This is a genomic window from Pseudomonas sp. AL03, assembly GCF_029960815.1.
GTDB lineage: Bacteria > Pseudomonadota > Gammaproteobacteria > Pseudomonadales > Pseudomonadaceae > Aquipseudomonas.
This window is the reverse complement of sequence record NZ_JASBRE010000010.1, coordinates 149,193-175,926: the sequence shown is the minus strand read 5'-3', so window position 1 is coordinate 175,926 and position 26,734 is coordinate 149,193. Positions and strand designations below refer to the sequence as shown.

The window sequence follows — 26,734 nt, the reverse complement described above, 5'->3', positions numbered from 1 at the left end:
AGACTGCCACCGTGGCGCATTGACGCCTCGGCTTGGGCGAGTCCATCCAATTACAAGGTGCGTAGGCGCCACTAAATCGCAGGCGCAAAAAAGGGCGACCGAAGTCGCCCTTTTTCTATGGTCTGACAGAACTTAGTTCTGTTTTTCCATTTGTGCACGCAACAGGTCGCCCAGAGTGGTAGGACCAGGAGCAGCGGTATCCGAAGCTGGCTTGTCGCGCAGGCTTTGGATGGCTTCTTTCTCTTCTTCAACGTCTTTCGACTTGATGGAGAGCTGGATTACACGGCTCTTGCGGTCAACGCTGATGATCTTGGCTTCTACTTCTTCGCCTTCTTTCAGAACGTTGCGCGCGTCTTCAACGCGGTCACGGCTGATTTCGGAGGCTTTCAGAGTCGCTTCGATATCGTCGGCCAGAGTGATGATGGCGCCTTTAGCGTCAACTTCTTTCACGATGCCTTTAACGATGGCGCCTTTGTCGTTCTCTTGAACGTACTCGGAGAACGGATCGCTTTCCAGTTGCTTGATACCCAGGGAGATACGCTCGCGCTCTGGGTCAACCGACAGGATAACGGTGTCCAGCTCGTCGCCCTTCTTGAAGCGGCGAACGGCTTCTTCGCCCACTTCGTTCCAGGAGATGTCGGACAGGTGAACCAGACCGTCGATGCCGCCGTCCAGACCAATGAAGATACCGAAATCGGTGATCGACTTGATGGTGCCGGAGATTTTATCGCCCTTGTTGAACTGGCCAGAGAAATCTTCCCATGGGTTAGATTTGCACTGTTTGATGCCGAGGGAGATACGACGACGCTCTTCGTCGATGTCCAGAACCATAACTTCCACTTCGTCGCCGACTTGTACGACTTTCGAAGGGTGGATGTTCTTGTTGGTCCAGTCCATTTCGGAAACGTGTACCAGGCCTTCAACGCCTTCTTCCAGCTCAGCGAAGCAGCCGTAGTCGGTCAGGTTGGTTACACGAGCGGTAACGCGAGTGCTTTCTGGGTAACGGGCTTTGATAGCAACCCATGGATCTTCGCCCAGTTGCTTGAGGCCCAGGGAAACACGATTGCGTTCGCGATCGTACTTCAGAACCTTGACATCGATCTCGTCGCCAACGTTGACGATTTCGGAAGGATGCTTGATACGCTTCCAAGCCATGTCGGTAATGTGCAGCAGGCCATCGACGCCACCCAGATCGACGAATGCGCCGTAATCGGTGAGGTTCTTGACGATACCTTTGACTTGTTGGCCTTCCTGCAGGGATTCCAGCAGAGCTTCACGCTCAGCGGAGTTCTCGGCTTCGAGGACGCTACGACGGGAAACGACAACGTTGTTGCGTTTCTGGTCAAGCTTGATGACCTTGAATTCCAGCTCTTTGCCTTCCAGGTGCGTGGTGTCGCGCACTGGACGAACGTCAACCAGAGAACCTGGCAGGAACGCACGGATGCCGTTAACGTCGACAGTGAAGCCGCCTTTAACCTTACCGTTGATAACGCCCTTGACCACTTCTTCGGCTGCGAAGGCTGCTTCCAGAACAATCCAGCATTCAGCGCGCTTGGCTTTTTCACGGGACAGCTTGGTTTCGCCAAAGCCGTCTTCAACCGAGTCCAGAGCAACGTGAACTTCGTCACCGACGTTGATAGTCAGTTCGCCAGCATCGTTGTAGAACTGCTCAAGCGGGATGAGTGCTTCAGACTTCAGGCCAGCGTGAACGGTTACCCAGCGAGCTTGGTAATCGATATCAACGATAACACCGGTGATGATGGAGCCTGCCTGAAGGTTCAGGGTTTTTAGGCTTTCTTCAAAGAGTTCCGCAAAGCTTTCGCTCATTTTAATTCCTGATGATAAGGGCGAAGAATACGCCCATCTCCACATCCCAGACGACGTGGGTTACGTTCATTTAAAGAAACAGCGCAGGACTATGACTGGTCCCCTGCAGAGTCTCTTGGTCACCCGGCGATATCGCGGAGTGCGATCTCGCTCATGATGCGTTCCAGCACCTGATCGATGGATAATTCCGTGGAATCCAGCTGTATGGCGTCAGCCGCCGGCTTGAGCGGGGCTACCGCTCGCTGGGTGTCACGCTCATCGCGTGCACGTATCTCATCTAGCAGACTCGACAGACTAACACCATCGACTTTGCCCTTCAACTGCAAGTATCGACGGCGCGCACGCTCCTCGGCACTGGCAGTGAGGAATATCTTTAGCGGCGCATCGGGAAAAACCACCGTGCCCATGTCGCGACCATCGGCTACCAGACCCGGCGGCTCCTGAAACGCCCGCTGGCGCTGCAGCAGCGCGTCGCGCACCGCCGGCAACGCGGCCACTTGCGAGGCCCATGCACCGACTTGTTCATTGCGCAAATCATCAGTGACATCGTCACCTTCGAGAATGATTCGTTGCGGATGACCTTCGGTCGCGCCGACGAACTGCACGTCCAGATGAGCGGCCAGCAGCTTCAGCGACTCTTCATTGGTCAGATCGACCCCATGGTTACGCGCGGCGAATGCCAGCAGACGGTACAGCGCACCGGAATCCAGCAGGCACCAGCCCAGGCGCTTGGCCAGAATCCCGGCAATCGTGCCCTTGCCCGAACCGCTAGGCCCGTCGATGGTGATGACCGGTGGCTTGATAATCACGACTGAGCCTCTTGTGCAACACGGATACCGACCTGCGCACACAGCGCGAGGAAGTTCGGGAACGACGTCGCGACGTTGGCGCAATCATGGATGCGGATCGGTGCAGTGGCGCGCAACGAAGCAACGCTGAAGGCCATCGCAATCCGGTGATCGCCGTGGCCGTGCACTTCGCCACCGCCGATCTGGCCGCCGTCGATAATGATGCCGTCCGGGGTCGGTTCGCATTTGACGCCCAGCGCCAGCAAGCCATCCGCCATGACCTGAATCCGGTCCGACTCCTTGACCCGCAGCTCTTCAGCGCCACGCAGGATGGTGCGCCCTTCGGCACAGGCCGCAGCCACGAACAGCACCGGGAATTCGTCGATGGCCAGCGGAACCAGCGCTTCGGGAATCTCGATACCCTTGAGTTTAGCTGCACGTACGCGCAGATCCGCCACCGGCTCGCCGCCGACTTCACGCTGGTTTTCCAGGGTGATATCGGCGCCCATCAGACGCAGAATATCGATCACACCGGTACGGGTCGGGTTGATGCCGACGTGCTCGAGCACCAGCTCCGAACCTTCGGCGATCGATGCGGCCACCAGGAAGAACGCCGACGACGAGATGTCGCCCGGCACTTCAATGTGGGTCGCGGTCAGTTTATGGCCGGACTCGACCGAAGCGGTCGCACCGTTGACGCTGACCGGATAGCCGAAGCCACGCAGCATGCGCTCGGTGTGATCGCGGGTTGGCGCCGGCTCGGTGACGGTGGTCTTGCCTTCGGCGTACAAACCCGCCAGCAGCAGGCAGGACTTAACCTGGGCACTGGCCATCGGCATGGTGTAAGTCAGGCCTTTGAGCTTATTGCCGCCACGAATGGTCATCGGTGGACGACCTTCAGCCGCGGTCTCGATCACGGCGCCCATTTCACGCAGCGGATTGGCCACGCGATTCATCGGACGCTTGGACAGCGAAGCATCACCCGTGAGCGTGCTGTCGAAGTTCTGCGCAGCCAACAGGCCAGACAGCAGACGCATCGACGTGCCGGAGTTGCCCAGATAGATCGGGCCCGGCGCAGGCTTCAAGCCCTGCAGGCCGACGCCGTGAATGGTCACGCGACCGTGGTGCGGACCTTCGATCACGACGCCCATGTCACGGAAGGCTTGCAAGGTTGCCAGGGCGTCTTCGCCCTCGAGGAAACCTTCCACTTCGGTGACGCCTTCAGCCAGGGAGCCGAGCATGATCGAACGGTGGGAAATCGATTTATCGCCCGGTACGCGAATCCGCCCAGTCAGGCGGCCACCAGATTGTGCCAGGAAAATCAGGTCGTTGGAGTTCATAGCGTCCACATAAGCCCGGCGGGCCAGGATTTTACTGAAATGTTCGCGGGCAACCCGGGCGCGAGTGAACACGCCCAACAATTGGTGCCCATCCCCTGCATCGACCGCGTCGCGCAAGGCGTCGAGGTCGCTGCGAAATGTATCGAGTGTGCGCAGGACAGCTTCGCGATTGGCGAGGAAGATGTCGTGCCACATGACCGGGTCGCTACCCGCAATTCTTGTGAAATCGCGGAAACCGCCCGCAGCGTAGCGGAAGATCTCAAGGTTTTCATTGCGCTTGGCCAATGAATCGACCAAACCGAACGCTAACAAGTGCGGCAAATGGCTGGTCGCCGCCAACACTTCGTCGTGACGCTCAACCTGCATGTGCTCGACATCGGCGCCCAATTCGCGCCACAAACGGTCGACCACTGCCAGGGCTGCCGGGTCAGTTTGATCCAGCGGCGTCAGAATCACTTTATGGCGACGGAACAGCTCGGCGTTGGAGGCTTCCACCCCGCTCTGCTCGGAGCCGGCAATCGGATGCCCCGGCACGAAAAGCGACGGCATGCCGCCAAACGCCTCGGTTGCCGCACGCACCACGTTGCCCTTGGCGCTGCCGACGTCGGTCAGAATCGCTTGCCCCAGGTCCATGGCGGCCAATCGGCCGAGCATTTTTTCCATGGCAAGGATCGGCACGGCCAGCTGAATCACGTCAGCGCCCTGGCATGCAGCGGCCAGGTCTTCTTCGCAGCGATCTACCACACCCAACTCGACCGCCAGTTTGCGCGACTGCGGATCGAGATCGACCCCGATCACCTCGCGGCACAGACCGCTTTCACGCAAACCCTTGGCAAACGAACCACCGATCAGCCCCAGACCGACCACCACCAGACGACCGATCATAGGTTCAGCAGATGGCAGTGCAGTGACATCAACCACGAGCCAGAACCTTGGTCAGCGCTTCGAGGAAGCGGCTGTTTTCTGCTGGCAGACCGATGGTGATGCGCAAGTGGTTCGGCATGCCATAGTTGGCCACCGGACGCACGATCACGCCTTCGCGCAGCAAGCCTTGGAAGACCGGAGCCGCCACTTGCCCCAGATCGACGCAGATGAAGTTGCCCTTGGACGGAATCCAGCTCAGCCCCAGCTCACGAAAACCCGCTTGCAGTTGCTGCATGCCGGATTCGTTCAGGCGGCGGCTTTCAGCCAGGTACTCGGTGTCTTGCAGCGCAGCGCACGCAGCGGCCAGGGCCAGGCTGTTAACGTTGAACGGCTGACGCACACGGTTCAGCACATCCGCAACCACCGCAGTGGACAAGCCATAACCGACCCGCAACGCCGCCAGACCGTAGGCCTTGGAGAACGTGCGCGAAACCAGCAGGTTCGGATAGGCCGCGAGGTAGTCCAGACCATTAGGCAAGTCGCTGCCTTCGGCGTATTCGATGTAGGCCTCGTCCAGCACCACCAGCACGTGTTCCGGTACGTCCTGCAGGAATTCGTCCAGCGCCTCGGCGTCGAACCAGGTCCCGGTCGGGTTGTTCGGGTTAGCGATGAACACCACACGGGTATTGGCATCGATCGCGGCCAGCATGGCCGACAGATCATGGCCCCAGTCTTTGGCCGGGATCACTTTTGCCTGGGCGCCAACGGCTTGGGTCACGATCGGATAGACCGCAAACGCGTGCTCGCTGAACACGGCATTCAAACCCGGCGCCAGATAGGCACGCGCGACCAGTTCCAGAAGGTCGTTGGAACCGTTGCCCAACGTCACCTGGTTGAGCTCGACGCGGCACTGATCGGCCAGCAGGGTCTTGAGCGCAAAACCGTTGCCGTCCGGATAACGGGTCAGCTCGGCCAATTCTTCGCGAATGGCTGCCAGCGCCTTGGGACTGGCGCCCAACGGGTTTTCGTTGCTGGCCAGTTTGACGATGCTGGCCGGATCAATGTTCAGCTCGCGCGCCAGTTCGTCCACGGGCTTGCCGGGAACGTAAGGCGAAAGTTGTTGCACGCCCGGCTGTGCCAGAGCGAGGAAGTCACCACTCATTTGCTACCGCCCTTAGAGAACTGCTTTCGGGTAGGAACCCAGCACTTTAAGTGCCACTGCTTCCTGACTGATCTTTTCCAGCACACCTTTTATCAGCGGATCGCGGTGGTGGCCGACAAAGTCGATGAAGAACACGTAGGTCCATTTACCGCTGCGCGACGGACGCGTCTCGATGCGTGTCAGGTCGATGCCGTTGTCGTGGAACGGCACTAGCAACTCGTGAAGTGCGCCGGGCTTGTTGCTCATGGAGACGATGATCGAGGTCTTGTCGTCGCCGGTCGGTGGCACTTCCTGGCTGCCGATCATCAGGAATCGCGTGGAGTTGTCCGGGCGATCCTCGATTTTCTCGGCCAGACGGGTCAGCCCGTACAAGCCTGCGGCCATGTCGCCGGCAATCGCCGCCGAGTTCCACTCACCCTTGACCCGCTTGGCCGCTTCGGCGTTGCTGGACACCGCCACGCGCTCGACATTCGGGTAATGGGCGTCCAGCCATTTGCGGCACTGGGCCAGCGACTGGGCGTGGGAATAGATGCGGCTGATGCTGTCGGTCTTGGTGTTTTCACCGACCAACAGGTGGTGGTGAATCCGCAGCTCGACCTCGCCACAGATCACCATGTCGTGCTCGAGGAAGCTGTCGAGGGTGTGGTTGACCGCGCCTTCGGTGGAGTTCTCCACCGGGACCACGCCAAAGTTCACCGCCCCGGCCGCCACTTCGCGGAACACTTCGTCGATGGCCGCCATCGGCTTGCTGATCACCGCGTGGCCGAAGTGCTTCATGGCCGCCGCTTGGGTGAAGGTGCCTTCAGGGCCGAGGTACGCCACTTTCAGCGGCTGCTCGAGGGCCAGGCACGAGGACATGATTTCGCGGAACAAACGCGCCATCTCTTCGTTGCCCAGCGGCCCCTGGTTACGCTCCATCACGCGTTTGAGCACCTGAGCTTCGCGCTCAGGACGATAGAACACCGGCACTTCGCCTTCGGCCAGCGAGGCCATCTTTACTCGCGCAACTTCCTGGGCGCAGCGAGCGCGCTCACTGATCAGCTCCATGACCTTGGTGTCCAGAGCATCAATGCGAATGCGCAGTGCCTTGAGTTCTTGCTCAGACATTAACCGTGTTCCTTCTCGAACTCTGCCATGTACGAAATCAGTGCGTTGACCGCAACGATGTCGACGGCGTTATAGATGGAGGCACGCATGCCGCCCACGGAACGGTGACCCTTGAGGTTCAACAGGCCACGTTCTTCGGCACCGGCCAGGAATGGCTTGTCGAGACGGTCGTCCGCCAGGCGGAACGGCACGTTCATCCACGAGCGATCCGACTTGTTGATCGGGTTGCTGTACAAACCGCTGGCGTCGATGAAGGCGTACAGCGTGCGCTGTTTAACGTCGTTGAGCTTGCCGATGGCTTCAACACCACCCTGCTCCTTCATCCACTCGAATACCAGACCCGAGAGGTACCAGGCCAGGGTTGGCGGGGTGTTGTACATCGAGCCGTTATCGGCCGCGACCTTGTAGTTGAGCATGGTCGGGCACAGGGAACGGGCGTGACCCAGCAGGTCTTCGCGAATGATGTTCACGACGATGCCGCTCGGGCCGATATTTTTCTGGGCACCGGCGTAGATCATGCCGAAGCGCGAGACATCCATCGGACGCGAAAGAATGTCCGAGGACATGTCGGCGACCAGAGGGACATCACCGGTTTCCGGGATCCACTGGAACTCCAGGCCGCCAATGGTTTCGTTCGGCGCGTAGTGAACGTAGGCCGCGTCTTTGGACAGGTTCCATTCGTTCTGGCCGGGAATAGCGAAATAGTCGTAAGGCTTGGCAGTCGCGGCAACGTTGACGTGGCCGTAACGCGAGGCTTCTTCGATGGCTTTCTGCGACCAGATACCGGTGTCGATATAGTCGGCGGTGCCGCTTTCCGGCAACAGGTTCAGAGGGATCTGAGCAAATTGCTGGCTGGCGCCACCTTGCAGAAACAGCACTTTATAGTTCGAGGGGATATTCAGCAGATCACGCAGATCCTGCTCGGCCTTGGTGGCGATGGACACGAACTCATCACTGCGATGGCTCATTTCCATGACCGACAGGCCCTTGCCGTGCCAATCAAGGAGTTCACCCTGAGCGCGCTTCAGGACAGCTTCAGGAAGCGCCGCAGGACCGGCACAGAAGTTATAGGCTCTCTTGCTCACATCCAATCTCGCTCTGATTTGGTGGTATCACGCAATAAATCTATTTGATCTGTTGATCGTTCCCACGCAGAGCGTGGGAACGATCAAACAATTCCACAGTTTCTGGAGGACAAACAACAAGGGGGCGAATTTTCATCCGCCCCCTGCTTGTCCGCTTATTCCTGCGGTTCTTCGTCGGCGGCGGCGTCGAGTTGCTGGTCTTCGGCAACGTCGTCGATCACGACTTCACCGTCGAACACTGCACCCTCTTCCTCTTCACCTTCCAGCTCTTCACCTTCGACTTCCGACGGTTCCTGAACCCGCTCCAGACCTACCAACTTTTCATCGCTGGCCAGTTTGATCAGGGTCACGCCCTGGGTGTTACGACCCAGGCTGGAGACTTCGTCAACACGCGTACGCACCAAGGTACCCTGGTCGGAAATCAGCATGATTTCCTCACCGTCGAGCACCTGGACTGCACCGACCAGTCGGCCGTTACGGTCGTTGCTGACCATGGCGATAACGCCCTGACCGCCACGTTTGTACTCAGGGAACTCGGTGATCGCCGTGCGCTTGCCGTAACCACGCGCCGAAGCGGTGAGGATCTGGCTGCCTTCTTCCGGGATCAGCATGGAAATCAGCTTCTGGCCTTCCGGCAGACGCATGCCGCGGACACCGCGAGCGGTACGGCCCATGGCGCGAACGTCGGTTTCCTTGAAGCGAGTGACCTTGCCGCCATCGGAGAACAGCATGACTTCGCGCTCGCCATCGGTAATGGCGGCAGAAATCAGTACGTCACCTTCATCCAGCTCCAGCGCGATCAGACCGACGCTGCGTTGACGGCTGAAGGATTCCAGCGGGGTCTTCTTCACGGTGCCGTTGGCGGTGGCCATGAAGATGAAGTGACCTTCGGTGTACTCATCGACCGGCAGCATGGTGGTGATGTATTCACCCTCGCCCAGCGGCAGCAGGTTGACCAACGGACGACCACGGGCAGCGCGGGACGCTTCCGGAATTTCGTAGGTTTTCAGCCAGTACACTTTGCCCTTGCTGGAGAACAGCAGCAGCGTGGTGTGGCTGTTGGCGACCAGCAGGTGAGCGATGTAGTCCTCATCCTTGACGCCGGTCGCCGATTTGCCTTTACCGCCACGACGCTGAGCCTGGTACGCAGCCAATGGCTGGGTCTTGGCGTAGCCACCGTGGGAAATGGTCACGACGCGCTCTTCTTCCGGGATCATGTCACCCAGGGTCAGGTCGAGACGGGCATCGAGGATCTCGGTGCGACGCACATCGCCGTATTCGGCGCGGATCACTTCCAGCTCTTCGCGGATCACTTCCATCAGGCGCGTGGCGCTGCTGAGGATGCGGATCAGTTCGCCGATCTGGTTGAGGATCTCTTGATACTCGGCCAGCAGCTTCTCGTGTTCCAGACCGGTCAGACGGTGCAGACGCAGTTCCAGAATGGCTTGCGCCTGTTCCGGCGACAGGAAGTACTTGCCTTCGCGCAGACCGTATTGCGGGTCCAGGGTCTCTGGACGGCACGAATCGGCGCCGGCACGCTCAACCATCGCGACCACGGCGGAAGATTCCCACGCCGTCTTGATCAGCGCTTCCTTGGCTTCCGACGGGGTCGGCGATGCCTTGATCAGGGCGATGACCGGGTCGATGTTCGACAGGGCAACCGCTTGACCTTCCAGAATGTGACCCCGTTCGCGGGCTTTACGCAGTTCGAACACGGTACGACGGGTAACGACTTCGCGACGGTGACGAACGAAGGCTTCCAGCAGGTCCTTGAGGTTCAGGATGCGTGGACGGCCGTCGATCAGCGCGACGATGTTGATACCGAACACCGCTTGCAGCTGGGTCTGGGCGTAGAGGTTATTGAGGATCACCTCAGGCACTTCGCCGCGACGCAGCTCGATCACAACGCGCATACCGTCCTTGTCGGACTCGTCGCGCAGTTCGGTGATGCCTTCGAGCTTCTTCTCTTTTACCAGCTCGGCGATCTTCTCGATCAGACGGGCTTTGTTCAGCTGGTAAGGGAGTTCGGTGATGACGATCTGCTGACGGCCACCGACCTTGTCGATGTCTTCGATCATCGAGCGGGCGCGCATGTAAATGCGGCCACGCCCGGTGCGGTAGGCTTCGATGATGCCGGCGCGACCGTTGATGATCGCGGCGGTCGGGAAGTCCGGACCAGGGATGTATTGCATCAGCTCATCGATGGTCAACTCGGGGTTGTCGATGAGTGCCAGGCAACCGTCGATGACTTCACCGAGGTTGTGCGGCGGAATGTTGGTCGCCATGCCCACGGCGATACCGCTGGAGCCGTTGACCAACAGGTTGGGAATACGGGTCGGCATGACCGCCGGGATCATTTCGGTGCCGTCGTAGTTCGGCACCCAGTCCACGGTTTCTTTGTGCAGGTCAGCCAGCAGTTCGTGCGCCAGCTTGGTCATGCGCACTTCGGTGTATCGCATGGCGGCGGCGTTGTCGCCGTCCACGGAACCGAAGTTGCCTTGACCGTCTACCAGCAGGTAGCGTAGCGAGAATGGCTGCGCCATCCGAACGATGGTGTCGTACACCGCGGTATCACCGTGAGGGTGATACTTACCGATCACGTCACCGACAACACGGGCAGATTTCTTGTACGGCTTGTTGAAGTCGTTGCCCAGCTCGCTCATCGCGAACAGCACACGCCGGTGCACGGGCTTCAAGCCATCGCGCGCATCCGGCAGTGCCCGCCCGACAATTACGCTCATCGCGTAGTCGAGGTAGGACTGCTTCAGCTCGTCTTCGATATTGACCGGGAGGATTTCTTTGGCCAGTTCGCCCATGAGAAGCCTGATTCCTTTTTCTGGTGAAACCTCGTCACATCCATATGGGACGAACGAAGCTCGCCGCTGCAGGCTGAGTGCCATGCACCGACTTACGACAAATCAACGAGTTTTGCCATGGATCTGCGCAGTAAAGGCAGCCACATCGGGCTACCTTGGAAACCGCCGAATGTTATCACAAGAGCCGCCACGCACCTATCCCCCTGATGCGCATGGAGTGTAGTTAGTTGACTGGTGGCAGGCTGATAGGGGACGAGAGAGGCTTAGAGCCTTCACAACACCAGATTCGCAAGCAAAATATGGGGTATCAGGAGCGGTAGACCGAGTCATCGTTCTTCGCGGGCAAGCCTCGCTCCTACAGATCGCGCAATCCTGTAGAAGCGAGGCTTGCCCGCGAAGGCGATTTATCAGGCAAAACAGATCATCAATGCAGGCGCTTGCGGCACATCAACTGCGCCATTTTCGCGGTGTCCGGGCGCTCGACGATGCCTTTTTCGGTGACGATCACATCGATCAAGTCAGCCGGCGTCACGTCGAACACCGGGTTGAACGCATCGACGTCGGCGCCGACCCGCGTGCCGCCGACTTCCAGCAACTCGCGACCGTCGCGCTCTTCAATCGGGATGTCATCACCGCTGGCCAGGTTCATGTCGATGGTCGAACTCGGCGCCACCACCATGAAGCGCACGCCGTGGTGCATGGCGTTCACCGCCAGCTGATAGGTGCCGATCTTGTTGGCCACGTCGCCATTGGCGGTGATCCGGTCAGCGCCGACGATCACCCAGGTAATGCCTTTGGTCTTCATGATGTGCGCAGCGGCGGAGTCGGCATTGACGGTCACGGGAATGCCTTCGTTGGCCAATTCCCATGCGGTCAACCGCGAACCTTGCAGCCAGGGACGGGTTTCGTCGGCGTAAACGCGCTCGACCATGCCCTCGATGAACGCCCCACGAATGACGCCAAGTGCCGTGCCAAAGCCGCCGGTGGCCAGTGCGCCGGTGTTGCAATGCGTCAGGATCGCCTGGGCGTTGCCCTGATGCTTGCGGATCAGGTCCACACCCAGTTGCGCCATGGTCAGGTTGGCTTCGCGATCACTCTCATGAATGGCAATAGCCTCCGCCTCCAGCACCGCCAGCGGCTCGGCGTGATGCTTCAGACGCTCAAGTCGGTCGCGCATACGGCCCAACGCCCAGAACAAATTGACCGCGGTCGGACGGGAGTCGGCGAGCAGCGCGAAATCCTCTTCCAGCGCCGCCTGCCAGTCGCCGCCCTGGGTAAACCGCGCCCGAGCCGCCAGCACAACACCATAGGCGGCACTGATGCCAATCGCCGGCGCGCCGCGCACCACCATCGAACGAATGGCCTCGGCCACGCCAGCGGCGCTGGTGTAGGCGATCCACGCTTCCTCAAACGGCAAAATACGCTGATCCAGCAGGTACAGGGCGCCATCACGCCAATCGATGGCCTTCACCTTCTCCGCAGCCAACAGTCGATCGCGCATCCCTCACCCCGCACTCATGAACAAAAGCCGTCGATTATAGCGATCCCCCTGCGAAGACGCTCGGGTATACTTCGCCATCCTTTACAAAAGCTCTGGAACCGACTCTCGATGCCGAACTCTGCCGCTGCGCTCGACCTGTTATTACTGCCGACCTGGCTGGTACCGGTCGAACCCGCTGGCGTTGTCCTCAAAGAGCACGCCCTCGGCATCCGTGACGGGCGCATTGTCTTTATCGGCCCGCGCGCCGCAGCACTGAAGCTTAACGCAACCGAAGTCCGCGAATTGCCGGACATGTTGCTTTGCCCTGGCTTGATCAATGCCCACGGGCATGCGGCGATGACGCTGTTCCGTGGCCTGGCCGATGATTTGCCGCTGATGACCTGGCTGGAGAACCACATCTGGCCGGCCGAAGCCAAGTGGGTCGATGAAGCGTTTGTACGTGACGGCACTGACCTGGCGATCGCCGAGCAGATCAAAGGTGGCATCACCTGCTTCTCTGACCTGTATTTCTTCCCGAAGGTTGCCAGCGAGCGCGTCCATAACAGCGGCATTCGCGCACAAATCGCGATACCGATCCTCGACTTCCCGATCCCGGGTGCCAGTACAGCGGACGAAGCCATTCGTCAGGGCGTCGAATTGTTCGGCGATCTCAAGCACCACGAGCGCATCAAAGTGACCTTCGGCCCTCACGCCCCCTACACCGTGGGCGACGAGACCCTGGAGAAAATCCGCGTGATCGCCGAAGAACTGGACGCCTCGATCCATATGCACGTGCATGAAACGGCTTATGAAGTGCAGCAGTCCGTCGAGCAGCGCGGCGAACGCCCATTGGCCCGCCTCGGGCGCCTGGGTTTGCTGGGGCCGCGCTTTCAGGCGGTTCACATGACTCAGATCAGCGATGAAGACCTGGTGTTGCTGGTAGAAAGTAATACCAATGTGATTCATTGCCCGGAGTCGAACCTGAAGCTGGCCAGCGGGTTCTGTCCGGTGGAGCGCTTGTGGCAGGCTGGCGTCAATGTGGCGGTCGGCACCGATGGCGCGGCCAGCAACAATGACCTGGACCTGCTCGGCGAAACCCGCACCGCCGCGTTGCTGGCCAAAGCCGTCGCCGGCTCGGCCACCGCGCTGGACGCTCATCGCGCCCTGCGCATGGCCACGCTCAACGGCGCGCGTGCGCTTGGGATCGAGGCTGACGTCGGTTCGCTGGAAGTCGGCAAAGCGGCAGACATCGTCGCGTTCGACCTCTCCGGCCTGGCGCAGCAACCGGTCTACGACCCGGTTTCGCAGCTTATATATGCCACCGGCCGCGACTGCGTGAAACACCTTTGGGTCGCCGGCAAGCAACTGCTCGACGACCGTCGCCTGACTCGCCTGGATGAAAAACAGCTGTGCGCCACCGCCAAGGCCTGGGGCCAGCGCATCAGCGGCCATACCGAATCGTAAGCACCCCGGACCTACCACCGGGGCAACAGGATTTTTCAAGTTTTAGAGGACTTAACCATGAGCAACGTCGACTACGCCGAAATCGCCAAATTCGAAGCCCTGGCCCATCGCTGGTGGGACCGCGAGAGCGAGTTCAAACCGCTGCACGACATCAACCCGCTGCGGGTCAACTGGATTGACGAACGCGTCAGTCTGGCCGGCAAGAAAGTCCTCGACATCGGCTGTGGCGGTGGCATCCTCAGCGAAGCCATGGCCCAGCGCGGCGCTACCGTCATGGGCATCGACATGGGCGAAGCGCCGCTGGCGGTCGCGCAACTGCATCAACTGGAGTCCGGCGTGAGTGTCGAATACCGGCAGATCACCGCCGAAGCGCTGGCCGAAGAAATGCCCGAGCAGTTCGACGTGGTCACCTGCCTCGAAATGCTCGAGCATGTGCCGGACCCCTCCTCGGTGATCCGCGCCTGTTTCCGCATGGTGAAACCCGGCGGCCAGGTGTTCTTCTCCACCATCAACCGCAACCCGAAGGCGTACCTGTTCGCCATCGTCGGCGCGGAATACATCATGAAGCTGCTGCCGCGCGGCACCCACGACTTCAAGAAATTCATCCGCCCTTCCGAGCTCGGTGCCTGGAGCCGCATGGCCGGCCTGACCGTCAAGGACATCATCGGCCTGACCTACAACCCGCTGACCAAGCACTACAAACTGGCCTGCGACGTGGACGTCAACTACATGATCCAGACCCTGCGCGAGGAGTAAGCCGATGCGTATCAGAGCAGTTCTTTTCGACATGGACGGCACCCTGCTCGACACCGCGCCGGACTTCATTGCGATCTGTCAGGCGATGCGTGCCGACCGCGGCCTGCCGCCGATGAACGACCAGCACATTCGCGACGAGATCTCCGGCGGCGCCAAGGCGATGGTCGCCGTGACCTTCTCCATGGACCCGGAATCACCGGGTTTCGAGGCGTTGCGCCTGGAGTTCCTGGAGCGCTACCTCGCCGGTTGCGCGGTTCACAGCAAACTCTTCGACGGCATGGGCGAACTGCTGGCCGACATCGAGAAGGCCAACCTGATCTGGGGCGTGGTCACCAACAAGCCACTGCGGTTTGCCGAGCCGATCATGCAGCAGCTTGGATTGGCCGAGCGCTCGGCGCTGTTGATCTGCCCGGACCATGTGAAGAACAGCAAACCGGACCCCGAGCCGTTGATCCTGGCGTGCAAGATGCTCGACCTGGACCCGGCCTGCGTGCTGTTTGTGGGTGATGACTTGCGCGATATCGAGTCCGGTCGCGATGCCGGCACCAAAACGGCCGCCGTGACCTATGGCTACATTCATCCGGACGATAACCCGCGGCATTGGGGCGCGGATGTGGTGGTCGATCATCCGCTGGAGTTGCGCAAGGTGCTGGATAGCGCTTTGTGTGGTTGCTGAAAATCGATTCTGCCAGCCAGTCAGTAATATTGGCAGCTATGCATTCCTTGTAGCAGCTGCCGAAGGCTGCGTTCGGTTCGGGCCGCGTTCGGACGAAGCAGTCGCAAACACTGAACATACGGATAAAACTGAAACACCGCGTCGCCTGGTTTCACGACTGCTTCGCAGCCGAACGCAGGCTTCGCCAGCTGCTACGGACCGCATTTCGGCCTAAACGGACTTGCTCGCGAACGATCGTGTTGCGGTCTGTTTTCTGTTTTTGTAGAGGTTTTTTATGTTTGATTATTCCGCCCGCCCAAATTTGCTCAAGGACCGGGTCATCCTGGTCACCGGCGCTGGCCGTGGCATCGGCGCTGCCGCCGCGAAAACCTTCGCCGCGCACGGCGCCACCGTGCTGTTGCTGGGCAAGACCGAAGCCAACCTGACTCAGGTCTACGACGAAATCGAAGCCGCTGGCCATCCACAACCGGCCGTGATCCCGTTCAACCTGGAAACCGCCCTGCCCCATCAATACGATGAGCTGGCAGCGATGATCGAAACCGAATTCGGCCACCTCGACGGTTTGCTGCACAACGCGTCGATCATTGGCCCGCGTACGCCGATCGAGCAGCTGTCGGGCGAAAACTTCATGCGCGTCATGCATGTCAACGTCAACGCCATGTTCATGCTCACCAGCACCCTGCTGCCGCTGCTCAAGCTGTCCCAGGACGCCTCGGTGGTGTTCACTTCCAGCAGCGTCGGTCGCAAGGGTCGCGCGTATTGGGGCGCTTACGGCGTCTCCAAGTTCGCCACCGAAGGCTTGATGCAAACCCTGGCGGACGAAGTCGACACCGTGGCACCGGTGCGCTCCAACAGCATCAACCCGGGCGCCACGCGCACCAGCATGCGCGCCCAGGCTTATCCGGGTGAAAATCCGATGAACAATCCGACGCCCGAGGAGATCATGCCGGTCTACCTCTACCTGATGGGTCCGGAGAGCACCGGCGTCAACGGCCAGGCGCTCAACGCTCAGTAACGCCCGCGCATTGCTTTTGTGCTGCGACGGCTTCCCGTCGCGGCACTCAAAGTGCGCCGCAACCACACACCAATAGCAAGTCAAACAACTGCCACCTCATTCGGAATAAATTTTAAAACAGTCACCAAACTATTGATTTATAACGTATTTTATTTGACGGAACTGAATGGCACGACTTTCGCTCTAAATTTGCTCAGACACGCAGTGTGAAAGCAAACGGGCGGACGCCACATGAAATCACCTTCCCAGACCAACGCAATTGACTTCGATGTTGCCAAATTGCAACGCCTGGGCCTTGGTCAACAGTCTCCCCTGCGGGAGCGGCCTGTCAGCCTTGCGCAACTGCGCCAGAAGCTGAGCCTGCAGCTGCAAACCAGTCTTGAGCCGCAACGCATTCTCGGGCTTTTCTTTCGTGAAATTCAGCGACTTGTACCGCTCGACACCTTGATCTATCAGCACAAGGCCAGCGACTTGCGCCTGGAGTTCGGCCTGCGCGGCCATCACTCGATCAGCTACAGCCTCAGCCATGAAGGCGAGCACCTGGGTGAACTGGTATTCCGCCGCAATCAGCGCTTCAGTGAACAGGAACAGGGCCACCTTGAGTCGCTGCTGTCCGCATTGATGTATCCGATGCGCAATGCCCTGCTCTACCGCGCCGCGACCCAAAGTGCCTTGCGCGATCCGCTCACGGACACCGGCAACCGCATCGCCATGGATCAGACCCTGCAACGGGAAATCGAGATGGCCCGTCGGCATATGCAACCCTTGTCGCTGCTGATGCTGGACATCGATCACTTCAAACACATCAACGACAACCACGGACACAGCGCCGGCGATCACGTGCTCAAGGCCGTCGCAGCGTCGATCAAAAGCCAGTTACGTAACGTGGACATGGTTTTCCGGTTTGGTGGCGAGGAGTTCCTGATCCTGCTTTCCAACACCAACCGGGAAGCGGCAGCCCTGGTCGGCGAGCGACTGCGGCTTGCCGCGCAGACTGAAGATTATGCCGCCGACGGCCATTTGATCGAGCTGACGGTCAGCCTTGGCTGCTCAACCCTATTGCCCGGCGAGTCTGCCGATAGCCTGTTGCGACGGGCCGACAGTGCGTTGTATGTGGCCAAGCGCGAGGGGCGCAACCGATTGGCGATGGCGGGCTGAATATCCGCCAGAGCGGGCTCGCTGGTGCAGCGGCCCGCATGGACAGGTATTAGCGAACAGTACCGCGCAAATCCCCCACCAACCCTTGCAACCGGGAGGGTTCTGCCGCTTCAACCGACACCGCAGGCCCTGCCACCAGCGTCACCCGCGACCACAACCGGCGAAACACACCCTTTTGCGGGTCGCGGCTGAAGAAACTCCCCCACAAACCCTGCAGTGCCAATGGAATCACCGGCACCGGCGTCTGTTCGAGAATCCGCCTCAGCCCGCCCTTGAACTCGTTGATCTCGCCATCGGCGGTCAATTTGCCCTCAGGGAAGATGCACACCAACTCGCCGTCCTTCAGATACTGAGCAATGCGCGTGAACGCTTTTTCGTAGATCTGAATGTCTTCCTGACGCCCCGCGATCGGAATGGTCCCGGCCGTGCGGAAGATAAAATTGAGCACCGGCAAGTTGTAGATCTTGTAATACATCACAAAGCGAATCGGCCGACGCACCGCGCCGCCAATCAGCAAGGCATCGACGAAGGACACGTGATTGCACACCAGCAACGCCGCGCCTTCATCGGGAATCAGCTGCAGATTGCGATGCTCCACGCGGTACATGGAATGGCTGAGCAGCCAGATCATGAAGCGCATGCTGAACTCAGGGACAATGCTGAAGATGTAGGCGTTGACGCCGATGTTCAGCAGCGACACCACCAGGAACAACTGCGGAATCGACAGCTTGACCATGCTCAGCAAGACGATCGAGACAATCGCCGAGATCACCATGAACAGCGCGTTGAGAATATTGTTGGCGGCAATCACCCGCGCCCGCTCGTTCTCGGGGGTACGTGACTGAATCAGCGCGTACAGCGGCACGATGTAGAATCCGCCGAACACGCCAAGCCCCAGAATGTCGATCAACACCAGCCAGGCGTGGCCAAAACCCAGGACTTCGATCCAGCCATGGCCGGTAACGCTGTCCGGAATTCCACCGGAATGCCACCACAGCAGCAAACCAAACACGGTCAGACCGAATGAGCCGAACGGCACCAGTCCGATCTCGACTTTGCGTCCGGACAGTTTTTCGCAGAGCATCGAACCGAGTGCGATACCGACCGAGAACACGGTAAGAATCAGCGTCACCACGGTTTCGTCGCCGTGCATCCACTCCTTGGCATAGGCCGGGATCTGCGTCAGATAAACCGCCCCGACAAACCAGAACCACGAGTTGCCGACAATCGAACGCGACACCGCTGGGGTCTGCCCCAAGCCCAGTTTCAACGTGGCCCAGGACTGGCTGAAAATGTTCCAGTTCAGACGCATTTCAGGTGAGGCGGCCGCCGCCCGTGGAATGCTGCGACTGGCCAGATAACCGAGCACCGCAATACCGATGATCGCGGTGGAGACGATTGGCGCGTAATAACTGGACGACATCATGATCCCGGCGCCGATGGTCCCGGCGAGGATCGCCAGGAAGGTGCCCATTTCCACAAGGCCGTTGCCACCCACAAGCTCTTCGTCACGCAAGGCCTGCGGCAGGATCGAGTATTTCACCGGCCCGAACAGCGCTGAGTGAGTGCCCATGGCAAACAGCGCCACCAGCATCAGCGACAGGTGATCGAACATGAAACCGACTGCGCCGACCGCCATGATGGCGATTTCCCCGAGCTTGATCAGACGGATCAACGCGTCCTTGGCGAACTTTTCACCGAACTGCCCGGCCAGCGCCGAGAACAGAAAAAACGGCAGGATGAACAGCAGCGCACACAGGTTGACCCAAATCGAGCGATCACCCTCGATAGTCAGCTTGTACAAAATGGCGAGGATCAGCGACTGCTTGAAGATGTTGTCGTTGAACGCCCCGAGCGACTGCGTGACGAAAAATGGCAGGAAGCGCCGGGTGCGAAGCAAGGTGAACTGTGAGGGGTGACTCATCTTCCATGTGTCCCTGATGTTGGGTAGAGAGTGGCGTGGATACCGTTATTGGAATATCGAACGACGATCCAGGCCACACATTACCTATCTTCGCCGGTTATTTCTTCAATCCGGCTATGCACGGCGAGACAAATAGCTCGCCCCGCCACGCGCCCTGCACCGTCCGTTTGGCGACGATCAGCCACATCACTGCCAGCAACACCACCAGCACACAGCCGAAGACACTGAAAAACGTCAGGTTCAAGGTGCTGGCCAGTTTCAACGTCGCCAGAGAATAAACACCCAATGGGAAGGTGAAGCCCCACCAGCCGAGATTGAAAGGAATACCGACGCGCAGGTAACGCAGGGTGATGAGCATCGCGATCAGCATCCACCACAGACCAAAACCCCACAGGGTGATCCCGGCCACCAACCCCAGCCCTGCGGCGATTTCACCGATGCCCGGCAGACCGTTGGCCGCAAAGATTGCTGGTGCGTCGGCACCCAGCAACAACATGCCCAACGCTCCAGTGCCGATCGGGCCCAGCGCCAGCCAGCTGGAGGCGGCCATGTTTTCGTGGGGCAATTTATGCAGCGCCATGCGCAGCAACAGAATGGTCAGAATGCTGAACGCCACCGGTAAGGAAAATGCCCAAAGCACGTAGCTCGTCACCAGCACCACCCGTTGCGAATGGGCATCCGCCAGGTGCGGCGCCAACAAACCACCGCTGGCGGCCGCCACTTCCGCCGCCACCACTGGCAACAGCCAGACGGCAGTCATCTGGTCGATGCTGTGTTCCTGACGGGTGAACATCAGGTAGGGAATCAGCACGCCGCACGCCAGCGACATCGCCACATCCAGCCACCACAGCACCTCGGCGACATGAATCACGCCCTCGCCCCAACGCGGCAAACCGAACAACAGAAAGCCATTGATGATGGTCGCCAGGCCCATAGGGATGGTGCCAAAAAACATCGACACCGTGGAGTGGCCGAAAATCCGCCGCGCCTCATCAAAAAACAGCACCCAACGCGCCGCGTATACCGCCGTAAACAAAACGAACAGCACGATATTAAACAGCCAAAGAGCTTCGGCAATCGCGTGCAAACCGGGATTGGCAGTAGGCAGCTGCGCCAGCGCCAACGCCAGCACGCCGGTGCCCATGGTGGCGGCGAACCAGTTCGGCGTGAACTGGCGGATGACTTCGCGCGGGTGCTGCAAATGACTGAAAGGTTTGAAACCGGCTGGGGCGGTGTTGGGGCATGTCATGGGGAACTCCTATCCTCTGTTGAGGTGGAGCCCATGGTAGATCTGAATCGAATATCGATATAACGGGTAATATCTCTAACTGTTATCTGTTTTGCAGATATAGCGTCAGACGCTGCCTTCAGTCTCGATCACCAGGATTCTCGCCACGCCCTGCGGATGGGCAACGTGTTCGGTGCCGACGTCGGCATAAAAGATATCGCCTACGCCCAATACCACCTGTTTTTCCTGACCGTCTTCGCGATAACGCATCTGCACGACGCCATCCAGCACCACGAACACTTCTTGCCCATCATTGACGTGCCATTTATAGGGTTGATCGGTCCAGTGCAAACGCGTGGTGATGCCGTTCATGTTGGCGATATCCAAAGCGCCCCAGGCACGGTCAGCGGTGAAGGCGTTGCTGCGGATGATTTTCATGCGTCGGTCCGTCGAATTGAATGGCGGCGCCAAGGCTAGCGGTCATCGCACATCGACGCCACAGACTTTCATGGACCGCTGACGCATCAACGCGAGCTGAGCGCCGACCGAGAGAATAATCAGCACCGCACCGTAACCATCGGTGGTGGCCACCAGTCCAAAGGTCCGGGTCAAGTTCCCGGCCAACAACGACGGCAAGCAGAACGCCAGATAACTGAGCACATAGAAAGCCGACATCAACCCTGCCCGTTCATGGGGCAAGGCCAGCGGCACGACACTGCGCAACGCACCGAGGAAACCAGCGCCGAAACCGCAGCCGGCGACCAGCGTCCCGACGAAAAACAGCGTCAGGCTGGCGCTGTGCACCGCTATCAGAATCAGCGCGATGCCGACAGGCAGCAGACTGCCGCCCAATCGCAAGACCTTGTCGGCCGGCTGATTGCGCAGGGCGTAGATCATCAACGCGCCGGTTACTGTCAACACGGCCACCGTCGCACCGCCAATCAGATTTGAGGTCGATCCGGTGGCCGTGCGCACCAGAGACGGTGCCAAAGAAGCGTAAAAACCACCGAGCGCCCACACCGCGATGTTGATCGGCAGCACCAGCCACAACACGCGCCGCGCCTGGATCGGCACATGCAATGTCGGGCGCAGCGAGGCCCAGGCTCCCGGTTGCCGACTGACGCTTTCCGGCAAGCGCCAGACGTACAGTGCCTGCATCACAAACAGTGCGAACAACACCCAATAGGTCAACTGCAACGGCAGCGGTGCAAACTCGGCCAACAAGCCGCACCCCATGGCACCCGCCGCCATGCCCAGCAACGGCGCAACACTGTTGACCAGCGGCCCTTGCTGGCGATCGGTGTCCAGCAGCGCCGCACTCAATACGGCAGTGGCCATCCCCGTGGCAAAACCCTGAAGCACTCGTGCACTGATCAACCAGGCGACACTGTCTGCCTTGATAAACAGCAGCATCGCCAGCATGTTCAACATCACAGCGGTAAAAATCACCGGTTTGCGTCCCAGATAATCCGAGAGCGAACCGACCGTGAGCAATGCCACCAGCAAGCTAATGGCGTACACGCCGAAAATCAGAGTCAGGGTCGCTGCCGAAAACTGCAGGTGTTCCTGGTACAAGTGATACAACGGCGTCGGCGCCGTGGACGCGGCGAGAAAACTGAGTAAGGTGAACGCCAGGAACCACAGGCTTGAACGATTGGAAGTTGAACTGATCATGGGCATACTCCGCAAAAGCTAACTTTTTGCTTTTGCGGAGTGTGCGACTGGCCAGCGCTTAAAGCAAATTCTTTGTGTTAAGGTCCGATGCATGGCTATTAAAGAAGGATTACGCCCGGGCGGTAGAAGCGCCCGGGTGCAAGAGTCGGTTCATTCTGCGGTCCGCGATCTTCTCGAAGAACAGGACCGTGCCACCGTGACCGTCCCGCAAATCGCCGCGCGCGCCGGCGTCACGCCGTCGACCATCTACCGGCGCTGGGGCGATCTGTCGGTGTTGTTGGCGGATGTTGCCCTCGCCCGCATGCGCCCCGAGAGCGAGCCGGCCGATACCGGCAGCCTGCGCGGTGACGTGCGCGCCTGGGCGGAGCAGTATCTGGACGAGATGACTTCCGAGCCCGGCCGCAACATGTTGCGCGACGTGCAATGCAGCACCACACCGGTCTATTGCGCGACGATCATTGGCGGGCAGTTGCAGACGATACTGGATCGTTACCCCGGACAGCCAAAGCCCAACGTTGATCGGCTGATTAACATGGTGGCGGCGCCGACGGTGTTTCGTATCCTGTTTTCGGCGGCGCCGCTGGAGGTTGAGGAGTTGCATCGGCTGATCGCGATTGCGTTGAATCAGTGAGGCCGCCTTCGCGGGCAAGCCACGCTCCTACAGGGTACGGCGCTCTTGTAGGAGCGAGGCTTGCCCGCGAAAGCGTCCGCACAAACGACCTATAGCTCACCTGCGACACCCAGCCGCGCCGCGACCTTGGTCGACACTGACTAACCCCTGCCATCGTGCGAGACTGTCTGTCCGGGCGGGAGTCCCGGGTGTCTTTTGTCTGGAGTTCCCATGTCGCTGTCCAGCGGGCTGATCGCCGCCGTCGCCCTGGCCTATATGGCCATCTTGTTCGCCATCGCCTTCTACGGCGATCGTCGCAGCACGCCGTTGCCGCCGCGGGTGCGCGCCTGGGTGTACAGCCTGTCGCTGGCCGTCTATTGCACCAGTTGGACCTTCTTTGGCGCCGTGGGCCAGGCCGCCGAACAGCTCTGGTCCTTCCTGCCGATCTACCTCGGGCCGATTCTGCTGCTGGTGTGCGCGCCATGGGTCCTGCAAAAAATGGTGATGATCAGCAAGCAGGAGAACATCACCTCCATTGCCGACTTCATCGCCGCCCGCTATGGCAAATCCCAGTCGCTGGCGGTGGTGGTGGCGCTGATCTGCCTGGTCGGCGTGTTGCCCTACATCGCGTTGCAACTCAAGGGCATCGTGCTCGGGGTGAACTTGCTGATCGGCGCCGGTGCCGACGCCATGGGCACTCGCGCCCAGGACACGGCGTTGATCGTGTCGCTGGTGCTGGCGCTGTTCACCATCGTCTTCGGTACCCGCAACCTCGACGCCACTGAACACCACCGCGGCATGGTGCTGGCGATTGCGTTCGAATCGCTGGTCAAGCTGTTCGCTTTTCTCGCCGTCGGCGCGTTTGTGACCTACGGCCTGTACGACGGTTTCGACGACCTGTTCAACCAGGCCATGCTCGCACCGCGTCTGGAGGAATACTGGAAAGAAACCATTAATTGGCCGTCGATGGTGGTGCAGACCGGCGTGGCGATGATGGCCATCATCTGCTTGCCCCGGCAGTTTCACGTGACCGTGGTGGAAAACATCGACCCTCAGGATCTGCGCTTGGCCAAATGGGTGTTTCCAGCCTATCTGGCGCTGGCGGCGCTGTTCGTCGTTCCCATCGCCCTCGCCGGCCAGATGCTGCTGCCGAGCTCGGTATTGCCGGATTCTTTTGTCATTAGCCTGCCGCTGGCTCAATCCCACCCTGCCCTGGCGATGCTGGCGTTTATCGGCGGTGCCTCGGCGGCGACCGGCATGGTGATTGTCGCCAGCGTGGCGCTGTCGACCATGGTCTCCAACGACATGCTGTTGCCATGGTTGCTGCGGCGCAACAACGCCGAGCGACCGTTCGAAGTGTTCCGCCAGTGGATGCTCTCGGTGCGCCGAGTGAGCATCGTGGTGATTCTGCTGCTGGCCTACGTCAGTTATCGCCTGCTCGGCTCGACGGCGAGCCTGGCCACCATCGGCCAGATCGCCTTCGCCGCCGTGACCCAACTGGCCCCGGCCATGCTCGGCGCGCTGTACTGGAAACAGGCCAATCGTCGCGGTGTATTCGCCGGCCTCGCCGCCGGGACATTCCTCTGGTTCTACACACTGATTCTGCCGATCGCAGCCCACAGCCTCGGCTTATCCCTGAGCAGTTTCCCAGGGCTGGCCTGGTTGCACAGCAACCCGCTGAAACTGCCACTCACCCCGCTGACACAAGGCGTGGTGTTGTCGCTTGCGGCCAACTTCACGCTGTTCGCCTGGGTATCGGTGCTGTCACGTACCAGGGTTTCGGAACACTGGCAGGCGGGTCGCTTCATCGGTCAGGAAATCAGTGCCCGCCCCAGCGCCCGTTCGATGCTGTCGGTGCAGATCGACGATTTGTTGCAGCTGGCGGCGCGCTTCGTCGGCGAAGAACGCGCCCGTCAGAGTTTTATCCGCTTCGCCTACCGCCAAGGCAAAGGCTTCAACCCGAACCAGAACGCCGACGGTGAATGGATCGCCCATACCGAACGCTTGCTGGCCGGTGTGCTCGGCGCTTCTTCGACCCGGGCGGTGGTAAAAGCCGCCATCGAAGGTCGGGAGATGCAACTTGAGGACGTCGTTCGTATCGCCGATGAAGCCTCGGAGGTGTTGCAATTCAACCGCGCGCTGCTGCAAGGCGCGATCGAGAACATCACCCAGGGCATCAGCGTGGTCGACCAGTCGCTGAAACTGGTGGCCTGGAACCGGCGCTATCTGGAGTTGTTCAATTACCCTGATGGGCTGATCAGGCTTGGCCGACCGATTGCCGACATCATTCGCTACAACGCCGAGCGCGGCCTGTGCGGCCCCGGCGAAGCCGAAGTGCACGTCGCCCGCCGCTTGCACTGGATGCGTCAGGGCCGCGCCCATACCTCTGAAAGACTTTTCCCCAATGGCCGTGTGATCGAGCTGATCGGCAACCCGATGCCGGGCGGCGGTTTCGTCATGAGTTTCACCGACATCACCGCGTTCCGCGAGTCGGAGCAGGCGCTGACCGAGGCCAACGAAGGTCTGGAGCGACGGGTTACCGAGCGGACCCACGAATTGTCGCAACTCAACGTGGCCCTGACCGACGCCAAAGGCACCGCGGAGTCGGCCAACCAGTCGAAAACCCGTTTCCTCGCGGCGGTCAGCCATGACTTGATGCAACCGTTGAACGCCGCGCGACTGTTCTCCGCCGCCCTTTCCCACCAAGACGACGGCTTATCCGGCGAGGCGCAGAAACTGGTCCATCACCTGGACAGTTCACTGCGCTCGGCCGAGGACCTGATCAGCGACTTGCTGGACATTTCCCGGCTGGAAAACGGCATGATCAACCCTGATCCCAAGCCTTTTGTGCTCAACGAACTGTTCGACATCCTCGGTGCCGAGTTCAAGGCGCTGGCCAGAGGCCAGGGGCTGAAATTCCGTGTCAGGGGCAGTACGTTGCGAATCGACAGCGACATCAAACTGTTGCGACGAATCTTGCAGAATTTCCTGACCAATGCCTTCCGCTACGCCAAAGGCCCGGTGCTGCTGGGCGTTCGCCGACGCAAGGGCGAGCTGTGCCTGGAGGTCTGGGACCGTGGTCCGGGCATTCCAGAGGATAAGCAGCGGGTCATTTTCGAAGAATTCAAACGCCTCGACAGCCACCAGACCCGTGCTGAAAAAGGCCTGGGGCTGGGGCTGGCCATTGCTGACGGACTGTGTCGCGTACTGGGTCATACCTTGCGCGTACGCTCCTGGCCGGGGCGCGGCAGCGTGTTCAGTGTCAGTGTGCCGTTGGCTAGCGCTCAAACCGCCCTGCCGACCAAAACCGCCGAACTCAACGGCAAATTGCCGAGCGGCGCGCAGGTGCTGTGCATCGATAACGAAGACAGCATCCTGATCGGCATGAACAGCCTGCTCACCCGCTGGGGTTGTCAGGTCTGGACCGCCCGTAACCGCGATGAATGCGCGGCGCTGCTCAGTGACGGAGTGCGGCCGCAATTGGCGCTGGTGGATTACCACCTGGACCATGGCGAGACCGGAACCGAGTTGATGGCATGGTTGCGCACCCAACTGGGTGAGCCGGTGCCTGGGGTAGTAATCAGCGCCGATGGGCGACCGGAGATGGTGGCCCAGGTGCATGCGGCGGGGCTGGATTACCTGGCAAAACCGGTGAAACCGGCGGCGTTGCGGGCGTTGCTGAGTCGGCATTTGCCGTTGTAGCGCGGCAGGTTTGAGGCTCGTGGTGGCGCGACTGACGCCATCGCGAGCTTGCTCCGAC

The 26,734-nt window shown here is 60.0% G+C and carries 19 protein-coding genes; 7 read left to right on the top strand and 12 right to left on the bottom strand.

The window, feature by feature from the left end:
• Positions 1-132 precede the first annotated feature (132 nt).
• The 8 genes from rpsA to mtnA form a co-directional block, all read right to left on the bottom strand.
• Positions 133-1,827 (bottom strand): 30S ribosomal protein S1, encoded by a 1,695-nt coding sequence (gene rpsA / locus QK293_RS12625; RefSeq protein WP_140681797.1) that lies wholly within the window; start codon positions 1,825-1,827, stop codon positions 133-135.
• A 119-nt stretch (positions 1,828-1,946) separates the two neighbouring features.
• Complete coding sequence (gene cmk, locus QK293_RS12620) at positions 1,947-2,636, bottom strand: (d)CMP kinase (protein ID WP_282377608.1); 690 nt, start codon at positions 2,634-2,636, stop codon at positions 1,947-1,949.
• A complete protein-coding gene (locus QK293_RS12615) occupies positions 2,633-4,840 on the bottom strand; it encodes a bifunctional prephenate dehydrogenase/3-phosphoshikimate 1-carboxyvinyltransferase (RefSeq protein ID WP_282377611.1) in 2,208 nt (735 codons plus the stop codon). Before QK293_RS12615 ends, cmk begins: the two co-directional genes overlap by 4 nt.
• A gap of 28 nt (positions 4,841-4,868) precedes the next feature.
• Positions 4,869-5,981: a histidinol-phosphate transaminase gene (gene hisC, locus QK293_RS12610; protein WP_282377607.1), complete on the bottom strand. Its 1,113-nt coding sequence runs from the start codon at positions 5,979-5,981 to the stop codon at positions 4,869-4,871.
• Between the two features lie 12 nt (positions 5,982-5,993).
• Entirely contained in the window at positions 5,994-7,088 is a 1,095-nt protein-coding gene (gene pheA / locus QK293_RS12605; protein ID WP_282377606.1) for a prephenate dehydratase, read from the bottom strand.
• Complete coding sequence (gene serC / locus QK293_RS12600; RefSeq protein ID WP_282377605.1) at positions 7,088-8,173, bottom strand: 3-phosphoserine/phosphohydroxythreonine transaminase; 1,086 nt, start codon at positions 8,171-8,173, stop codon at positions 7,088-7,090. Before serC ends, pheA begins: the two co-directional genes overlap by 1 nt.
• A gap of 155 nt (positions 8,174-8,328) precedes the next feature.
• Positions 8,329-10,989 carry a DNA gyrase subunit A gene (gene gyrA, locus QK293_RS12595; protein WP_282377604.1) on the bottom strand — a complete coding sequence of 887 codons (2,661 nt, stop codon included), beginning with the start codon at positions 10,987-10,989 and terminating at the stop codon, positions 8,329-8,331.
• A gap of 424 nt (positions 10,990-11,413) precedes the next feature.
• Entirely contained in the window at positions 11,414-12,490 is a 1,077-nt protein-coding gene (mtnA, locus tag QK293_RS12590; RefSeq protein WP_282377603.1) for an S-methyl-5-thioribose-1-phosphate isomerase, read from the bottom strand.
• A 108-nt stretch (positions 12,491-12,598) separates the two neighbouring features.
• Between mtnA and QK293_RS12585 the strand changes: the two genes are divergently transcribed.
• The 5 genes from QK293_RS12585 to QK293_RS12565 all read left to right on the top strand — a co-directional run bounded on the left by QK293_RS12585 (position 12,599) and on the right by QK293_RS12565 (position 17,538).
• On the top strand, positions 12,599-13,933 hold the full coding sequence (locus QK293_RS12585) for a TRZ/ATZ family hydrolase (RefSeq protein ID WP_282377602.1): 1,335 nt from the start codon (positions 12,599-12,601) through the stop codon (positions 13,931-13,933).
• 57 nt (positions 13,934-13,990) lie between these two features.
• On the top strand, positions 13,991-14,689 hold the full coding sequence (ubiG, locus tag QK293_RS12580; RefSeq protein ID WP_282377601.1) for a bifunctional 2-polyprenyl-6-hydroxyphenol methylase/3-demethylubiquinol 3-O-methyltransferase UbiG: 699 nt from the start codon (positions 13,991-13,993) through the stop codon (positions 14,687-14,689).
• Between the two features lie 4 nt (positions 14,690-14,693).
• A complete protein-coding gene (gene mupP / locus QK293_RS12575; protein ID WP_282377600.1) occupies positions 14,694-15,365 on the top strand; it encodes an N-acetylmuramic acid 6-phosphate phosphatase MupP in 672 nt (223 codons plus the stop codon).
• A 274-nt stretch (positions 15,366-15,639) separates the two neighbouring features.
• A complete protein-coding gene (locus tag QK293_RS12570; RefSeq protein ID WP_282377599.1) occupies positions 15,640-16,380 on the top strand; it encodes a YciK family oxidoreductase in 741 nt (246 codons plus the stop codon).
• A 231-nt stretch (positions 16,381-16,611) separates the two neighbouring features.
• On the top strand, positions 16,612-17,538 hold the full coding sequence (locus QK293_RS12565) for a GGDEF domain-containing protein (protein ID WP_282377598.1): 927 nt from the start codon (positions 16,612-16,614) through the stop codon (positions 17,536-17,538).
• A 49-nt stretch (positions 17,539-17,587) separates the two neighbouring features.
• On the opposite strand, the gene QK293_RS12560 is transcribed toward QK293_RS12565, so the two are convergent.
• The 4 genes from QK293_RS12560 to QK293_RS12545 form a co-directional block, all read right to left on the bottom strand.
• Positions 17,588-19,462, bottom strand: coding sequence for an MFS transporter (locus QK293_RS12560; protein ID WP_282377597.1), 1,875 nt, complete (start codon positions 19,460-19,462; stop codon positions 17,588-17,590).
• 97 nt (positions 19,463-19,559) lie between these two features.
• The gene (locus tag QK293_RS12555; protein WP_282377596.1) at positions 19,560-20,711 is read right to left on the bottom strand and encodes a TDT family transporter; all 1,152 of its coding nucleotides are present in this window, start codon (positions 20,709-20,711) and stop codon (positions 19,560-19,562) included.
• A gap of 105 nt (positions 20,712-20,816) precedes the next feature.
• Positions 20,817-21,128 (bottom strand): cupin domain-containing protein, encoded by a 312-nt coding sequence (locus QK293_RS12550; RefSeq protein WP_282377595.1) that lies wholly within the window; start codon positions 21,126-21,128, stop codon positions 20,817-20,819.
• Positions 21,129-21,170: 42 nt separating this feature from the next.
• Positions 21,171-22,364: an MFS transporter gene (locus QK293_RS12545; protein WP_282377594.1), complete on the bottom strand. Its 1,194-nt coding sequence runs from the start codon at positions 22,362-22,364 to the stop codon at positions 21,171-21,173.
• 91 nt (positions 22,365-22,455) lie between these two features.
• On the opposite strand from QK293_RS12545, the gene QK293_RS12540 reads away from it, so the two are divergent.
• Together QK293_RS12540 and QK293_RS12535 are read left to right on the top strand one after the other, a co-directional pair.
• Complete coding sequence (locus tag QK293_RS12540) at positions 22,456-22,995, top strand: TetR/AcrR family transcriptional regulator (RefSeq protein WP_282377593.1); 540 nt, start codon at positions 22,456-22,458, stop codon at positions 22,993-22,995.
• Between the two features lie 210 nt (positions 22,996-23,205).
• Positions 23,206-26,676 carry a PAS domain-containing hybrid sensor histidine kinase/response regulator gene (locus QK293_RS12535; protein WP_282377592.1) on the top strand — a complete coding sequence of 1,157 codons (3,471 nt, stop codon included), beginning with the start codon at positions 23,206-23,208 and terminating at the stop codon, positions 26,674-26,676.
• The last annotated feature ends 58 nt before the right edge of the window (positions 26,677-26,734 follow it).

Excerpts from the sequence above, each read along its gene's own strand:
- rpsA (WP_140681797.1), bottom strand. The coding sequence starts at position 1,827 with ATGAGCGAAAGCTTTGCGGAACTCTTTGAAGAAAGCCTAAAAACCCTG.
- QK293_RS12615 (WP_282377611.1), bottom strand. The coding sequence starts at position 4,840 with ATGATCGGTCGTCTGGTGGTGGTCGGTCTGGGGCTGATCGGTGGTTCG.
- hisC (WP_282377607.1), bottom strand. The coding sequence starts at position 5,981 with ATGAGTGGTGACTTCCTCGCTCTGGCACAGCCGGGCGTGCAACAACTT.
- pheA (WP_282377606.1), bottom strand. The coding sequence starts at position 7,088 with ATGTCTGAGCAAGAACTCAAGGCACTGCGCATTCGCATTGATGCTCTG.
- gyrA (WP_282377604.1), bottom strand. The coding sequence starts at position 10,989 with ATGGGCGAACTGGCCAAAGAAATCCTCCCGGTCAATATCGAAGACGAG.
- mtnA (WP_282377603.1), bottom strand. The coding sequence starts at position 12,490 with ATGCGCGATCGACTGTTGGCTGCGGAGAAGGTGAAGGCCATCGATTGG.
- QK293_RS12585 (WP_282377602.1), top strand. The coding sequence starts at position 12,599 with ATGCCGAACTCTGCCGCTGCGCTCGACCTGTTATTACTGCCGACCTGG.
- ubiG (WP_282377601.1), top strand. The coding sequence starts at position 13,991 with ATGAGCAACGTCGACTACGCCGAAATCGCCAAATTCGAAGCCCTGGCC.
- mupP (WP_282377600.1), top strand. The coding sequence starts at position 14,694 with ATGCGTATCAGAGCAGTTCTTTTCGACATGGACGGCACCCTGCTCGAC.
- QK293_RS12570 (WP_282377599.1), top strand. The coding sequence starts at position 15,640 with ATGTTTGATTATTCCGCCCGCCCAAATTTGCTCAAGGACCGGGTCATC.
- QK293_RS12565 (WP_282377598.1), top strand. The coding sequence starts at position 16,612 with ATGAAATCACCTTCCCAGACCAACGCAATTGACTTCGATGTTGCCAAA.
- QK293_RS12560 (WP_282377597.1), bottom strand. The coding sequence starts at position 19,462 with ATGAGTCACCCCTCACAGTTCACCTTGCTTCGCACCCGGCGCTTCCTG.
- QK293_RS12555 (WP_282377596.1), bottom strand. The coding sequence starts at position 20,711 with ATGACATGCCCCAACACCGCCCCAGCCGGTTTCAAACCTTTCAGTCAT.
- QK293_RS12550 (WP_282377595.1), bottom strand. The coding sequence starts at position 21,128 with ATGAAAATCATCCGCAGCAACGCCTTCACCGCTGACCGTGCCTGGGGC.
- QK293_RS12545 (WP_282377594.1), bottom strand. The coding sequence starts at position 22,364 with ATGATCAGTTCAACTTCCAATCGTTCAAGCCTGTGGTTCCTGGCGTTC.
- QK293_RS12540 (WP_282377593.1), top strand. The coding sequence starts at position 22,456 with ATGGCTATTAAAGAAGGATTACGCCCGGGCGGTAGAAGCGCCCGGGTG.
- QK293_RS12535 (WP_282377592.1), top strand. The coding sequence starts at position 23,206 with ATGTCGCTGTCCAGCGGGCTGATCGCCGCCGTCGCCCTGGCCTATATG.